This window comes from Rasiella rasia (assembly GCF_011044175.1).
Lineage (GTDB): Bacteria > Bacteroidota > Bacteroidia > Flavobacteriales > Flavobacteriaceae > Marinirhabdus > Marinirhabdus rasia.
This window is the reverse complement of sequence record NZ_CP049057.1, coordinates 1,588,413-1,603,494: the sequence shown is the minus strand read 5'-3', so window position 1 is coordinate 1,603,494 and position 15,082 is coordinate 1,588,413. Positions and strand designations below refer to the sequence as shown.

Sequence of the window (15,082 nt, the reverse complement as noted above, 5' to 3'; positions counted from 1 at the left end):
ATTGAATCTTAACATACTTACTTATTTAACTTAACTAAAAACTATTGAATTATGGCACAATCAAAATCATCTAAAAGACTATTTAACATGGCCTACGGGCTTGGAGCTTCTATTGTAATTTTAGGAGCACTATTTAAAATTCTTCACTGGGAATTAGGACCACTTAACGGTGGATTACTACTTGCGATCGGTCTTATTACAGAGGCTATTATTTTCGCAATCTCTGCATTTGAGCCAGTTGATGACGATTTAGATTGGTCTTTAGTATATCCAGAATTAGCTGGTGGTGCTTCTTCAGGAAAGAAAGCAAAGCAACCAGAAGATGCGCAAGGACTTTTATCTAAGAAATTAGACGAAATGTTAAAAGATGCACGTATCGATTCAGAATTAATGAATTCTTTAAGCACAAGTATCCGCTCGTTCGAAGGTGCTGCTAAAGGAATGGCTCCAACAGCAGAAGCAATGAACTCTACTAAGAAGTATAGTGAGGAAATGGCATTAGCTGCTGCACAAATGGATTCTTTAAACAGCTTGTATAAAGTACAAATAGAGTCTACAAGCCGTCAGACTGAAGCAAACGAAAAAATTGCTGAAAACGCAGATCAACTTAAAGCTCAGATGGAAAACCTTGCAACAAACCTTTCTTCATTGAACGGTGTGTACGGAGGTATGTTAACTGCAATGAACAGAAACTAAGATAGTTTTTCAACCAAATATTAATCTTTAAAAACAAAGAAAATGGCAGGAGGAAAACTATCCCCAAGGCAAAAGATGATTAACCTAATGTACTTGGTTTTCATCGCGATGCTCGCTTTAAACATGTCGAAAGAAGTATTATCTGCTTTCGGTTTGTTGAACAATAAAATCGAAAAGGCAAATACTGAAACTGCAAATAGAAATACAGCCTTTATGGAAGGGTTGAATACGAAAGCATCAGATGAGCCAGCACAATATGCTGCGGTATATGCAAAAGCTCAAGAGATTGAGGCAACGTCTAACGAATTAGATAGTTACTTAACTTCTTTAAAGAGTGCAGCGATTAAAGATCTTGAAGATCCAACAGATTACGAAGTAATGGACAAGCCAGATCACTTCAATAATTTGTTTTTCACTGGAGATAACTACAAGCCAGAAGGTGAGGAGTTTATCGCTAAGATGAACAAGTATCGTACTGAAATGTTGGCTATTTTATCAGATACAGCAGTAGCTAAAAAGGTTGCTGGTGTTGAAGATCTTAAAAAGTCTTTAGAAAGTAACTTTTCAACAAGCCCAGAAACAAACCGCGATGGGAAAGAAATTGAATGGTTAAAGTACAATTATGAAGGATTTCCTTTAATTGCGTCAATGACAAAATTAACACAACTTCAGGCTGATGTTAAAACAGCCAAAAGCGAAGTTTTGTCAAAAATGCTTTCTGGACAACAAGCAGCAGCACTTTCATTTAGTAATTATTCTACAATAATGGAAGCATCAAAATCTGCTTTCTATTCTGGAGAAGTATTTGAAGGATCTATTATGTTAGGTCGTACAGATGCTAGTACAGTACCAAAACGTGTAGAATTAACGTTAGATGGTCGTCCACTTACAGAATCACAATACACTGTTGAAGGTGGTAGGGTGAAGCTGAATATTGGAGCAGGTAGCCCTGGAGATCATAAAATTGAAGGTATGCTTGTGTACGGTGAAGGTGGAGAAGAAATTGAAGTGCCAGTAAAATCTAGCTTCGCAACAATTAACAAGCCAGACAAAGCGACAATTTCTGCAGATAAGATGAATGTAGTATATCGTGGGGTTGCTAACCCAATGACGATTGCTTTTGATGGAGCACAAACAGTGAGTGCATCTGCTACAGGGTTAACAAGAAACTCTGGTAGTTCATACACCATGCGTCCAGGAGCAGGTAGAGAGGTTACTATTAATGTAAGCGCTACCTTACCAGGAGGAGAAAAGAGATCTGATAGTCAGAAATTCCGTATCAAGGATATTCCACCACCACAAGGTGCGATTAGAGGTGAAACTGGAATTGTAAGAATGCAGCGTAACGGATTAGAAATTTCTTCTGTGTCTGCAGTATTACCAGATTTCGATTTTGATGTAAAATTAAATGTTACCGGATTTAGCTTTAAAGTATCAGGACAACCAACAGTACGTGTAAACGGAACAAGGTTAGACGGAGCTGCTAAAGGTGCATTACGTAGAGCGAAACGTGGAGACGCGGTTCAAATTTTCGATATTAATGCAAAAGTTCAAGGTAGTAGTGTAGTTCTTAAAAAGACTTCACCAGTAATCATTGAGCTTACAAACTAGAATAAAAAACTGATTTATGACTTTTAAAAATGTTGTTTTAAGTGTTTTTGGATTGTTGTTAGCTACATCTGCTGCAAATGCGCAGTTAAATGTACTTAATGCCAAGACACCGGAAGAAATAGGCAAAAAGACGGAAGCGCAGATTGCCTATGACAATGACGAGCCGTTACCTTATGGGTATACAGACGAGCGTGATATCCTGTGGTCTAAGACTACTTGGGAAATCATTGACCTCGACGAGCGAGTGAACTTTCCATTGTACTATCCTATAGACACCAACAACATTGGTTCTGAAAGACGTTCGCTGTACGATGTGTTAGTGAAAAACATTAGAAATGGAAACATTGAAGATGTATACGCCGACTCATATTTTACTGAAAAGCGTACGCTTAAAGACATCAGTGCTTCTTTAGTGTATAGCGATACTACAGATTTAGGTATCGAGCAATTGAATGCCGAAGGAATTGTAGATCCGCAATACATTAGAAGATTCGATTTAGATGCTGGAGATATTGAAGAATGGAGAATTCGAGGTATCTACTATCTAGATAAGCGTCAAGGAGAATTAAAGTACCGTTTATTAGGTATCTGTCCTGTGGCAAACGAAGCGCGTTCTAAAGCGTATCCAGACGATAACTTAGATAGTAAAGTTGAATTGTTTTGGGTATGGTTTCCAGGAGCACGTAAAGCGTTGCATGAAGCCAAAGCGTTTAATCGTAAAAACACTTCGCAGCCTATCTCTTATGATCACTTGTTAAACTCAAGACGTTTTAACGCAATGATCTATAAGGAAGATAATGTACAGGGTGACCGTGGTGTAAGAGATTACATAAACGATAATGCCTTAATGCAGCTGCTAGAAGCAGAACGTATTAAAGATCAAATCAGAAATATGGAAATAGACCTGTGGAATTATTAAGAGTCAACTAGGTTACAATTATAAACCCTCCTTGGTTATTCCTTGGAGGGTTTTTTGTTTACGCTAAGATGCGCTGTTTCAAACAGCTTAAAGCCACAATCATTCGTTACTTTTGTTCACGTGAAAAAAGTTGATTACATACTTGTTGGTTTTGGAATTGCAGGGGTTACGTTGGCAGAAAGTTTACTGCAACGTGGAAAAACCTTTGTAGTGTATGATGATGCAGCAAAAGGCGCCACAACTGCTTCTGGCGGGGTTTTAAATCCAACAGTGTTAAAACGTTTCACCGCAGCTTGGAATGCTTCAGAATTTTTTGAAACCGCAATTCCATTCTACAGTCAATTAAGCGATCGTTTAAACGCGTCTTTAATTAATACCACAACAATCCACCGCATTTTTAATAGTATCGAGGAGCAAAACAATTGGATGGTAGCTAGTGACAAAAAGGAATTGTCTCAGTATTTAGCTTCGGAAATTACCTCCAATCAAAACCCTGCTATAAATGCACCATTCGGTTTGGGTGCAGTAAAAGAGGGCGCTATGTTACAACCGAAGGAGCTTATAGAGAAGTTTAGAGCATACCTGAAGGATAGAGAGCTACTTCGTATAGGGCAACTAGATTTTAACGCGTTGCAGGTGACTAGCAACGATATACGTTATCAGGATATTTCCGCAGCAAACATTATTTTTAGTCAAGGGGCTTCTGTAGTAAATAATCCATTTTTTAAACTATCGGTTTCTCCAAAAGATGATCGGGTATTTGTTGGAAATAAAGGAGAATATGTGCTTTTTAAAGCCCCAGCATTGCAACTTAATGAAGTACTTAAAGGTCCAGTGATGATTATTCCTTTGGACGACCACTTGTACAAAGTTGGAGCTTCATATAGTCGAGATGATTTTTCCGAAGAAACAACAATACGTGCAAAAGAAGAAATACTTCAAAAGCTAAAGAAAATGATTTCCTGCAATTTTGAGGTTGTCGGCCAAGTTGCTGGAGTACGCCCTACGGTGATAGACAGAAAACCACTCTTGGGTGGTTTTGACGATACGTTGCCTGTATATTTTATGAATGGCTTGGGAACTCGTGGTCTTTCTATGGCGCCATTATTAAGTACATGGCTGTTAGATTTTATTGAGAAAAAAACTGTGCTGCCAAAAGAGGTTGATGTTAAGCGGTTTTATTAGTTAGCTCAACCCAATAAACTAAACAATCAGCGCAACACACCCTTGTTAAGTTCGTATTCTGTTACGAGTCTAATTACACCTTACTTTTGTTAAATGCAAAGAACATATTTATCCAAATATTTCTTGAGACGCGCAAAATTAGAGGCAGCAACACCAATAATGTACCAGTAATCACAAAGAATGTTGCTAATCTATCCAAACCGATAAAGAAATAGGCAATTACAAAAGCAGCTACAGCAATGGCAACTCCAACGGCATAGCTGACGTACATTGCACCATAAAAGAAAGAAGGTTCTATTTTAAATTTGGTGTTACAGTGAGGGCAATTTTCATGCATTTTCAATGTTTCTGAAAAATTATACGCATTACTATGTGTGTACATAGAATGCGATTGGCATACGGGGCACGTTCCTGTGAAAATGCTATAAATTTTAGTTCCTTTTAAGCCCATAACACATCTATTTATAATCTATTTTTTTTGCATTACAAAATTAAGCATCTTTGCACCCAAATCGCATCACGCTGTATCAATTATTTTTATGCTTAATATCCACAATTTATCGGTTTCTTTTCAAGGTGAATACCTTTTTGAAGGTATTACTTTTATGCTATCGCCTGGAAATCGAGTAGGATTGGTGGGTAAAAATGGTGCTGGAAAATCTACATTACTACGTATAATATCTGGAGAGCAGGAATACGATGAAGGTGCTATTGCAGCCGACAAAGAAATTTCTATTGGATTTCTAAAACAGGATATTGATTTTACCAAGGGGCGTACTGTATTGGAAGAATCTTATCAAGCTTTTACTACCATTAAAGCCTTAGAGAAACAACTGGAGGAGATAAATACGCAATTAGCAGAGCGCACCGATTACGAGAGTGAAAGCTACAATCAGTTAATGATAGACCTGAATGAAGTGCAGCATCAGTATGAAATTCATGGTGGGTACAATTATCAAGGTGAGACGGAGCGTATTTTACAAGGACTTGGTTTCCTGAGAGAAGATTTCAACAAGGTTACTGAAACATTTTCTGGAGGTTGGCGTATGCGTATTGAGCTAGCAAAATTACTGCTTCAGAATAATGATATTTTACTGCTCGATGAGCCTACTAACCACTTAGATATTGAATCTATTTTATGGTTAGAAGATTTCTTGAAAAACTATGCAGGGGCAGTAGTGGTTGTTTCGCATGATAAAATGTTCTTAGATAATGTTACCAACCGTACAATTGAAATTTCCCTCGGAAAGATTTACGATTATCCAAAACCGTATTCTAAATATTTAGTGCTTCGGAAAGAATTGCGTGAGCAGCAATTGGCTTCACAAAAAAACCAACAAAAACAAATAGAGCAAACCGAAAAACTTATTGAAAAGTTTAGAGCCAAAGCAAGTAAGGCCACCATGGCTCAATCGCTCATAAAGAAACTAGACCGTATTGATAGAATTGAAGTAGATGAAGATGATAATGCTGTCATGAATCTTAGGTTTCCTATTTCAGTCACTCCCGGAAAAGTAGTGATTACAGCAGAAAATGCGTCTAAGAACTACGGCGACAAAAAAGTATTAAACAATGTTGATCTTTTAATTGAGAGAGACTCTAAGACAGCCTTTGTAGGGCAAAATGGCCAGGGTAAATCTACATTGGCAAAAATGATAGTTGGTGAAATTCCTTTTGAAGGTGATATTCAGCTGGGTCATAACGTTCAGATAGGCTATTTCGCCCAAAATCAAGCAGATTATTTAGATGGAAGCAAGACGGTAGAAGATACCATGATCGATGCTGCAGACGAAAAGACAAGACCTCGGGTACGCGATATCTTGGGATCATTTTTGTTTAGAGGCGAAGAAGTAGATAAATATGTAAGGGTGCTTTCTGGAGGAGAGCGCAACCGTTTGGCACTGGCAAAACTGTTGCTGCAACCTTTTAATGTGTTGGTTATGGATGAGCCTACTAACCACTTAGATATAAAATCTAAAAACGTATTAAAAGAGGCTTTGCAGAACTTTCAAGGAACGCTCATCTTGGTGTCTCACGACCGAGATTTTTTACAAGGACTTACCAATAAGGTGTATGAGTTTAAAGACCGAAAGCTAAAAGAATATTTAGGTGATATTGATTACTTTTTAGAACAACGCAATCTCGAAAATCTTCGTGAGGCCGAAAAGAAAACAAAGGTAGTTCTAGAAGAAAAGACTAGCGCTTCTTCAGGGAAACAGAGCTATAAAGATCAGAAAAAGTTGAAGTCACTACAAAATAAACTCAGCAAAATTGAAGCTCAGGTATCAAAGCTAGAAAAGGAAATAAAGGAGATTGATGTAGAATTGCAGGTGAATTATGAAGAAACCATTGCAAAACCTAATTTTTTCGATTCATATCAGGCAAAAAAGGAAAAACTTAACGAACTGATGGAAGATTGGGAAACCGTCACAGAATCTTTAGAAGCGTTTCAAATTTAAGATACTTTTAACGTCATTGGAAAACAGCCGCAGTATTTTTGACTTGTTAATCAACTTACTTGCTGGCAATGCGAAAATTTCTTCTTTATGGCCTTGGAATTGCGATACTCATAGGTGCTTACTTCGGGTCTAAATACCTGATAGATAATAACAATAAACCAAAACCTAAAATCGATAAGGTTGTAAAAACGGTTTTTGCTGAAACCGTAACTAATGCTACCGTGCCTATTGTAATTCCAGCAAACGGAACACTGCAAGCCAAAGAACGTTTAGAATTGTTTTCTGAAGTTCAAGGTGTTTTTCAAGGTAGTGCTAACGACTTTAAAGCGGGACAACCTTACCGAAAAGGCCAACCACTAATTCGCATAAATGCTTCAGAATATTATGCTTCGGTACAGGCGTCTAAAAGTGAATTTTACAATTTAGTGACTTCATTAATGCCAGATCTTCGATTAGATTACCCGGAGGCATTTCCTAAATGGCAAGCATATTTAGATAATTTCGATATTAACAAATCGGTACCTGCATTACCTGAAACAACATCAGATAATGTAAAATACTTTGTAACCGGACGTGGGGTATATTCTTCTTATTACAATTTAAAAAATTTAGAACAACGATTAGGTAAGTATAACATTTATGCGCCATTCGATGGGGTGTTAACAGAAGCCTTAGTGACCAAAGGAACACTTATAAGACAAGGTCAAAAATTAGGTGAGTACATTAATACTTCGGTGTATGAACTAGAATTAGCTATTGGAAAAACATTTAGCGACTTATTGAAAATTGGAGAAAAAGTTGATTTATCTATTCCGCAGAGCTCGAAAAAATACACAGGAACAGTTAGTAGAGTAAACGGTCGTATAGACCCCGATACACAAACTATAAAAGTTTTTGTTGAGGTAGAAGGGAAAGATTTAAAAGAGGGCATGTACTTAGAAGCACAGTTAGAAGCTCGAGAACAGGCAAATGCAATTAAGATCTCCAGAAAATTATTAGTAGACGAGTCTGAAATTTATATCGTAAGAGATAGCATTCTAGACCTTATGCAAGTAAAGCCAGTCTATTTCTCACCTAAGGAGGTGGTTTTACAAGGGGTGCCAGATGGTACTACTATTTTATCGAAATCTATCCCTGGGGCATATGCAGGTATGCTGGTAAAGGTAAATAAAGATGGTTCTGCTGTAAATACTTCAACTGAAACAGAGGAATAAGATGAGAAAAATCATTAGCTACTTTATTAAGTATGATGTTGCGGTAAACGTACTGCTTCTCGCTTTCTTTATTTTTGGAATCGTAGGAATGTTGCAGTTGAAATCTTCATTCTTTCCACTACAAGAATCTGAAACTATAAGTATTAGTGTTGCATATCCTGGTGCAGCTCCCGAAGAAATTGAAGAAGGGGTTATTTTAAAAATTGAAGATAATCTGAAAGGGCTAATTGGGGTAGATCGTGTTACTTCTACCTCTAGAGAAAATGGGGGAAGTATTACTGTTGAAATTGAAAGTGGTGAAGGTATTGATGCCATGCTTGCCGAAGTTAAAAACGCTGTAGACCGTGTTCCTAATTTTCCTACAGGTATGGAGCCATTAGTAGTGGCAAAGCAAGAGCGTATTAGACAAACTATAGATTTTGCAATAAGTGGAGACAATATAGAATTAAGTAGTCTAAAACAAATTGGGAGGCAGATTGAAAATGATCTTCGAGCCATGGACGGAATCTCTCAGATAAGTATAACAGGCTATCCTGAAGAAGAAATTGAGATTTCAGTACGTGAAAACGATCTGTTAGCTTATAACTTAAGTTTTGCTGAGGTTGCGGCTGCTGTTTCTGAGGCAAACATTTTAACAACGGGTGGAAATATTAAAACAGATGCCGAAGATTATTTAATTCGCGCTAATAATAGATCGTATTACGGAAATGAGCTAACAAATTTAGTAGTTCGAGCTAATCCAAACGGAACTGTGGTTCGATTGCAAGATGTTGCAAATGTAAGAGATAGGTTCTCTGAAACTCCTAATGCCTCTTATTTCAACGGAAATGTTGCCGTAAACGTAGAAATTACTAACACCAACAATGAAGATTTAATTTCTACAGCAGATCAGGTTAATGCATATGTAGATGAATTTAATCAAAAACATTCGGGTGTAAAAATTGATGTGGTAAGCGACTCATCTATTCGTTTAAACGATAGAACAGACTTACTACTTGAAAATGGCGCCGTAGGTATTATTTTGGTACTTATATTTCTATCACTTTTTCTAAATACCCGCCTTGCTTTCTGGGTGGCATTTGGATTGCCTATTTCATTTTTAGGGATGTTCATCTTTGCAGCGCAATTTGACGTTACGATTAATGTCTTGTCTCTCTTCGGAATGATTATAGTAATTGGTATTTTGGTTGATGATGGTATTGTGATTTCAGAAAATATTTATCAGCATTACGAAAAAGGAAAATCTCCTGTTAGGGCCGCTATCGATGGAACCATGGAGGTGCTTCCCCCAATTATTTCGGCCATATTAACCACCGTTCTGGCATTTTCTACCTTCCTTTTTCTAGATGGTAGAATAGGTGATTTTTTCAGTGAAGTTTCAGTAATAGTAATCTTAACACTTGTAGTCTCCCTGGTTGAAGCGCTTATTATTCTTCCAGCTCACATTGCACATTCTAAAGCATTAAAACGAGAATCTGAAGAAGAGAAAGGCCAGAAAAAAGGGTTTGCCAAAGTTTTTCAAAAGCTGAGAGTTATTAATGAATATGGCGATAGATTTATGCGTTATTTGCGTGATACCTTGTATAGCCCGGTGTTGCGATTTACGCTAAATAACAGATTTGTAACCTTTGCAGTTTTGTTGGGCCTAATGATTATTACTATTGGCTCTTTTCAGGGAGGCATTATACGTGGTGCTTTTTTTCCGAGTATTGCCAGTGACCGTGTTAGTATAGATTTATTGATGCCTGAAGGTACCAATCCGAAGATAACAGATAGTATTATTACTGCTGTAGAAGCAGCCGCATGGAGAGTAAATGAACGTTTTACTGAAAAGCAGACCGGACAAGCTCAGGTTGTTGAAAATATTATAAAAAGAGTTGGCCCCGGAAATAACAAAGCATCTTTAAAGGTGAATTTATTACCTGGAGAAAAACGAGATTTTGGTTCTCCTGAGATTACCAATGCAATACGCGATGAGGTTGGGCAAGTATATGGAGTAGAGCGATTAACTTTTGGTTCTGGAGGTAATTTTGGTGGTAGTCCTGTTTCAATTTCCTTATTAGGGAATAATACAGAAGAGTTAAAAGGGGCAAAAGACGAGTTAAAAACCATATTAGAGAATAACCCACTTCTGGCAGATGTTTCTGATACTGACCCCGAAGGTATCAAAGAAATTAATATAGAGCTTAACGAAACAGCTTATGCACTCGGATTAAACCTACGTGATGTAATGGGGCAGGTTCGTTCAGGTTTCTTTGGGTTACAAGCCCAACGATTTCAACGTGGGCAGGATGAAATTCGGGTTTGGGTGCGTTACGACCGTTCTAACCGAGAATCTATTAACGATTTAGATGATATGCGCATTATTACCCCAGGGGGTCAGCGTGTGCCTTTTGCTGAAATAGCTACCTATTCTATAAGAAGAGGAGATGAAAGTATAAGTCACTTAAACGGACTTCGAGAAATACAAGTGAATGCAGACATGGATGATCCTAAGGGAAGTCCTACCGAGATACTAGCAGACCTTCAAAGCAATGTGATGCCAGATCTTTTGTCGAAATATCCAACAGTTTCAGTGCAATATGAAGGACAAAACAGAGAGGCTAATAAGCTAACAAATTCTGCCAAAACTGCGGTGCCAATTATCTTATTCTTAATTTACGTGGTGATAGCGTTTACCTTCCGAAGTTACAGTCAGCCACTTTTATTAATGTTTATGATTCCGTTTAGTTTTATCGCGGTAGCATGGGGGCATTGGATTCACGATTTCCCGATAAATATACTTTCAGCATTAGGAATTATTGCGCTTATTGGTATTATGGTGAATGATGGGTTGGTGCTAATAGGAAAGTTTAATAGTTATCTGCGCGAAGGAATGAAATTTGATGAGGCTTTGTACGAAGCTGGCCGATCTAGATTTAGAGCAATTTTTCTTACCTCGTTAACAACCATTGCTGGTATTGCGCCTTTATTAATGGAAAAAAGTAGACAAGCACAATTCTTAAAACCTATGGCTATATCTATTGCCTACGGAATAGGAATTGCTACACTTCTAACTTTAATTATTTTGCCATTGCTGCTATCTCTAACCAATAGTACCAAAACAGGTGCAAAATGGTTGTATTCGGGTAATAAAGTGCCAAAAGAAGCTGTAGAACGCGCTATTAAAGAACAAAAACAAGAAGAACATGCGGCTTAAATTGAAAGTCTTACTACTCGCCTTATTTATTTTTGGTAGTATCCCTGCTCAAGAAATACTCACTAAGCAAGATGCCATAGAAGAAACTCTCCAGAATAATTTTGGAATAGAAATAGCAAATAACGACCTTGAAATTGCCGATAACAATAAGAGTATTTTAAATTCTGGTTACTTGCCATCTTTAACGGGTCTTGCAGGTGCAAATTACAATTTAGAAGATCAGGAAGTAACATTTAACGATGGCTCTACAAGTATCGTTAATGGAGCCGAAACAACTCAGTACAACGCATCTCTCAACCTTAATTATACGTTGTTTGATGGTTTAGGACGTTGGTATGACTACAAAAGCTTAAAAGAAAGCTATAACCTAGGCGAGTTGCAGGCCAGGCAGACAATTGAGACTACAATTTTACAATTGTTTTCTGTGTACTATGAGGTGGCCCGTATCACTGAAAATATTGAAGTATTAAAGCAAACATTTGAAAACACAAAAACGAGACTAAAGCGAGCAGGTTACGCGTTCGATTATGGACAAGTAAATAAACTAGAAGTGCTAAATGCTGAAGTTGATATTGTTACAGACAGTATAAACCTATTAAATGCAAGACAACAATTGCGTAATACGAAACGTGATTTAACCGTAGTGTTGAATAGCGACTTAGAACGAAATTTTGCAGTAGATACCATAGTAGCTTTTATTGGAGAACTACAAATTGAAACGTTTATTCAAAAGGCCGATACCAATAATGTACGCTTATTACAGGCTAGAAAAAATATTACTATTTCAGATTATAACTATAAAGCCAGTAAATCTGTTTACTTACCGTCTGTTGGGCTTAATGGTTCTTATGGATGGAACAAAGGTGAGTTTCCTGTTACAAGTTTTGCAAGCTCGCGAACAACTACGGGTTTTGCAGCTGGTCTAAGTTTAACTTGGGATTTGTTTGATGGTGGTAGTGGAATCACAAATGTAAAGAACCTTCGAATTCAGAAAGACACACAGCAATTGTTGCTTAAGCAAATTGAAAATGAAGTAAAGAGAGATGTCGCCAATTCTAACGATGCATATCAGAATAGACTAGAAGTGTTTCGTTTGCAAGAGCAAAATGTAGTTACCGCTTCAAATAATTACGAACGTTCTCAGGAGCGCTATAAGTTAGGGCAAATTACATCTGTAGAGCTGCGACAAGCTCAAATTAACTTACTGAACGCTAAGACCAATAAGAATTTAGCAAAATATGAAGCAAAGCTTGCCGAGTTAGAATTGCTTCAACTTACTGGGCAATTGCTTAATGTAGATTTCTAAGTTGTCCTTAATCCTAGTAAAAGAGAGGTGTTATTTATTTTTCGCTTAGGACCAAATACCTAATACTACTATGTTCGAGCACTATTTTCAATGTCCTTACTGTTGGGAAGAAGTTTCTATGTTGTTAGATCCTTCCGTATCGCAGACGTATGTAGAAGATTGTGAAGTTTGCTGCAACCCAATAACTATTTCCGTAGAATTTGTTGCGGGGGAGCTTACTTCTTTTTCTGCGGAAAATTTAGGGCAATAAAAATTTCAGTATCTTGAAGTACAAATTCGTTTCTAATGAACTCAAGTTTTAGCTTTTCTGAAGATACCGTCGGATTTTTTATCGTTGGAGTTGTTGATGAAGAACATATTGCGGCGCTTAATGATGAAATTTTAGAAAAGATGCAACGGTTTGGTAAAATCAACCTGTATTTAGAAGATAATGGTATAGAACGTTTCACCATACCCGCTATAGTGAATGAAATCCTTTTTAAAATTGAACATGCAGACAAGTTAAATAAGGTTGTCTTAGTGACCAATATTAAGTGGATTAAAGCATGCGTTGCAATTGAGAATTTATTTCTGCCCACACAAATAAAAAGTTTTGATACCGATAACAGAATTGAAGCTATGTCCTGGATTGCCGAACGTTAAAGCAAGCACTTTTTAAGCCCAGCCGAGATATTTAACCATAAATAATTAAAAAATGACTTTGTGCGGTCTGGTGTTACCGTGGCTTTACCTTCGTTAAATTTACCACTAGTAGAACCACTGTCTTTTTTTACGAATAGGTTGATAAGCCCAGATAATAGTTTGTCCTTTTTTCTACCATTCTCTCGTAACAGATTCACTTTAAAACTTTTATAGTCAATACGCATGTCTATAGTAGATTGTGAGTGGTTTCCGTAGATAGAAAAGTATGTTTTATCGGTTTCTCCTTCTAACTCTATGAGTAAATTGGGTTTGGTAAACGTGTTCATATTACTAGCTGGTAGCACGCCTAATTCTGCTTTAAACGTAAAATTATCTTGGAGACTATTAACATCGAAAGCCCAATCTGTTTGAAGGGGAGCAGCTTTCATAAATCTCGATTGTGATGAAATTGTTGTTTTCGTTCCTTTAGGGTACGTATTACTAAGATTGTTTATGGTAGCATTAAAATTATCGAAATAGATAGTGCCTGGTGGTTGTTCTTGTTTTACCTTTTCCTGATATGTTAGCGCACTGTTTTTTATAGCAACTGTATCTATAGTGATGTCTATAGGTAGCTCCCGCAGCATTTTACTGTATAATGGCTTTATTGTTGGGTCATCTGCTATTAATTTGTTTCTGTAAATGGTGGCGTCTATACTGTCTAATTCTATTTTAGGAGAAGTGGCGAAGAACTTTCGGTTTTTAAATCCAAACTTAATTTGGTTGATGTCTAACTTTTGCAAAAACACATTGAAATGGTCTCGTTCTCTTTGTAGTTTTCTATCGTAGGTGTGTTTGTTATATTTTGTAGCAAGTCTTATATTGTTTACGCGTGCGTTGTTATCGTTTAGAACAAATTTCTCGATCGCTAGCGTTTCAAAACTACCTACTTTAAGAAATATAGAATCTGCCTTGGCTTGATAATCGCCAAATTTTACGGGCATTCGTTTTTTCAGGGTGTTATTGTTTACTAAAATATCGTCTATTTCTACGGTTATATTTGGTACGTGAAGTAGGGTGTCTTCTTGAGAGGAAGCAAAAAAAAGTATGTTCGCGTTGTCTATACTAAGTTCGTCTACCAAGAGGGGTTTTCCAAGTGCAATAAATGCTTTATGTTGAGATGTATCTGACGAGGTTATGAGCTTGTCTTTATGGTATGTAATACTGGGAGATTTTAATTTGATATCTTCAATATGAATCTGTTTATTAAAAAGATAATCCCAGTAGCTTAAATCTTCGACAATAACTTGTGCTGCGGAAACATACGTGTGTACAGAGTCGTTCGACTTATTTTTTAAGGCTACGGAAACATTTTTGTAGGTAAGTGTACCGTCTAATAAGTGTAATGATAAATCGTCGTAGGTAGCCGAAATATTCTTTGGAAGGCTTTTGTTTGTGAAGCTTTCCACCTTGTTTTTAAGGAACATGTTGGTGCCAATAAGAACAACAAAGAACAGCAATAGCATTAGGAGCGCTATTAGTAGAATTCGTTTAAATTTTTTGCCCATGGTTAAATTTAGTAAACTGATAGCTAGTGGTGAAGTTTTTGGTGACAATTGTTAAAATATACTGCAAATAATCTTGCAGGGTTCTAAATCCTTTGTATCTTTGCAGTCCAATAATTCTGCTGGCATTATGAACTAGCGTTAAAGGAAGCATTGGAACCCATATCGCGGGATAGAGCAGTAGGTAGCTCGTCGGGCTCATAACCCGAAGGTCACTGGTTCGAGTCCAGTTCCCGCTACTAAGCAGAGCAAGGCTTTCGAGAAATCGGAAGCCTTTTTTTATGCCTTGGGTACAACATAGGTACAA

Annotated in this window: 12 protein-coding genes and 1 tRNA gene; 11 read left to right on the top strand and 2 right to left on the bottom strand. The window is 37.2% G+C overall.

Annotated features, from left to right (window positions below; translation table 11 throughout):
• Positions 1-51: 51 nt before the first annotated feature.
• From porL to G5B37_RS07215, 4 genes are all read left to right on the top strand, one after another.
• Positions 52-696 carry a type IX secretion system motor protein PorL/GldL gene (gene porL, locus G5B37_RS07230; protein WP_164679377.1) on the top strand — a complete coding sequence of 215 codons (645 nt, stop codon included), beginning with the start codon at positions 52-54 and terminating at the stop codon, positions 694-696.
• A 42-nt stretch (positions 697-738) separates the two neighbouring features.
• The gene (gene porM / locus G5B37_RS07225) at positions 739-2,307 is read left to right on the top strand and encodes a type IX secretion system motor protein PorM/GldM (protein WP_164679376.1); all 1,569 of its coding nucleotides are present in this window, start codon (positions 739-741) and stop codon (positions 2,305-2,307) included.
• A gap of 16 nt (positions 2,308-2,323) precedes the next feature.
• Positions 2,324-3,226, top strand: coding sequence for a type IX secretion system ring subunit PorN/GldN (gene porN, locus G5B37_RS07220; protein ID WP_164679375.1), 903 nt, complete (start codon positions 2,324-2,326; stop codon positions 3,224-3,226).
• Between the two features lie 120 nt (positions 3,227-3,346).
• Positions 3,347-4,411 carry an NAD(P)/FAD-dependent oxidoreductase gene (locus G5B37_RS07215; protein ID WP_164679374.1) on the top strand — a complete coding sequence of 355 codons (1,065 nt, stop codon included), beginning with the start codon at positions 3,347-3,349 and terminating at the stop codon, positions 4,409-4,411.
• Positions 4,412-4,484: 73 nt separating this feature from the next.
• Here G5B37_RS07215 and G5B37_RS07210 read toward each other — a convergent pair whose 3' ends face one another.
• On the bottom strand, positions 4,485-4,793 hold the full coding sequence (locus tag G5B37_RS07210) for a DUF983 domain-containing protein (RefSeq protein ID WP_318527369.1): 309 nt from the start codon (positions 4,791-4,793) through the stop codon (positions 4,485-4,487).
• A gap of 157 nt (positions 4,794-4,950) precedes the next feature.
• Between G5B37_RS07210 and G5B37_RS07205 the strand changes: the two genes are divergently transcribed.
• The 6 genes from G5B37_RS07205 to G5B37_RS07180 all read left to right on the top strand — a co-directional run bounded on the left by G5B37_RS07205 (position 4,951) and on the right by G5B37_RS07180 (position 13,231).
• Positions 4,951-6,870, top strand: a complete 1,920-nt coding sequence (locus G5B37_RS07205) for an ABC-F family ATP-binding cassette domain-containing protein (RefSeq protein ID WP_164679372.1) — start codon at positions 4,951-4,953, stop codon at positions 6,868-6,870.
• A gap of 68 nt (positions 6,871-6,938) precedes the next feature.
• Complete coding sequence (locus tag G5B37_RS07200; protein ID WP_164679371.1) at positions 6,939-8,084, top strand: efflux RND transporter periplasmic adaptor subunit; 1,146 nt, start codon at positions 6,939-6,941, stop codon at positions 8,082-8,084.
• 1 nt (position 8,085) lies between these two features.
• Positions 8,086-11,283, top strand: a complete 3,198-nt coding sequence (locus G5B37_RS07195) for an efflux RND transporter permease subunit (RefSeq protein WP_164679370.1) — start codon at positions 8,086-8,088, stop codon at positions 11,281-11,283.
• Positions 11,273-12,589: a TolC family protein gene (locus G5B37_RS07190; protein WP_164679369.1), complete on the top strand. Its 1,317-nt coding sequence runs from the start codon at positions 11,273-11,275 to the stop codon at positions 12,587-12,589. Before G5B37_RS07195 ends, G5B37_RS07190 begins: the two co-directional genes overlap by 11 nt.
• Positions 12,590-12,659: 70 nt before the next feature.
• Positions 12,660-12,839, top strand: a complete 180-nt coding sequence (locus tag G5B37_RS07185) for a CPXCG motif-containing cysteine-rich protein (RefSeq protein ID WP_164679368.1) — start codon at positions 12,660-12,662, stop codon at positions 12,837-12,839.
• A 35-nt stretch (positions 12,840-12,874) separates the two neighbouring features.
• The gene (locus tag G5B37_RS07180) at positions 12,875-13,231 is read left to right on the top strand and encodes a SpoIIAA family protein (protein WP_164679367.1); all 357 of its coding nucleotides are present in this window, start codon (positions 12,875-12,877) and stop codon (positions 13,229-13,231) included.
• On the opposite strand, the gene G5B37_RS07175 is transcribed toward G5B37_RS07180, so the two are convergent.
• The gene (locus G5B37_RS07175; RefSeq protein WP_164679366.1) at positions 13,228-14,778 is read right to left on the bottom strand and encodes an AsmA family protein; all 1,551 of its coding nucleotides are present in this window, start codon (positions 14,776-14,778) and stop codon (positions 13,228-13,230) included. The genes G5B37_RS07180 and G5B37_RS07175 overlap by 4 nt on opposite strands.
• Positions 14,779-14,941: 163 nt before the next feature.
• On the opposite strand from G5B37_RS07175, the gene G5B37_RS07170 reads away from it, so the two are divergent.
• Positions 14,942-15,014, top strand: a tRNA-Met gene (locus G5B37_RS07170).
• The last annotated feature ends 68 nt before the right edge of the window (positions 15,015-15,082 follow it).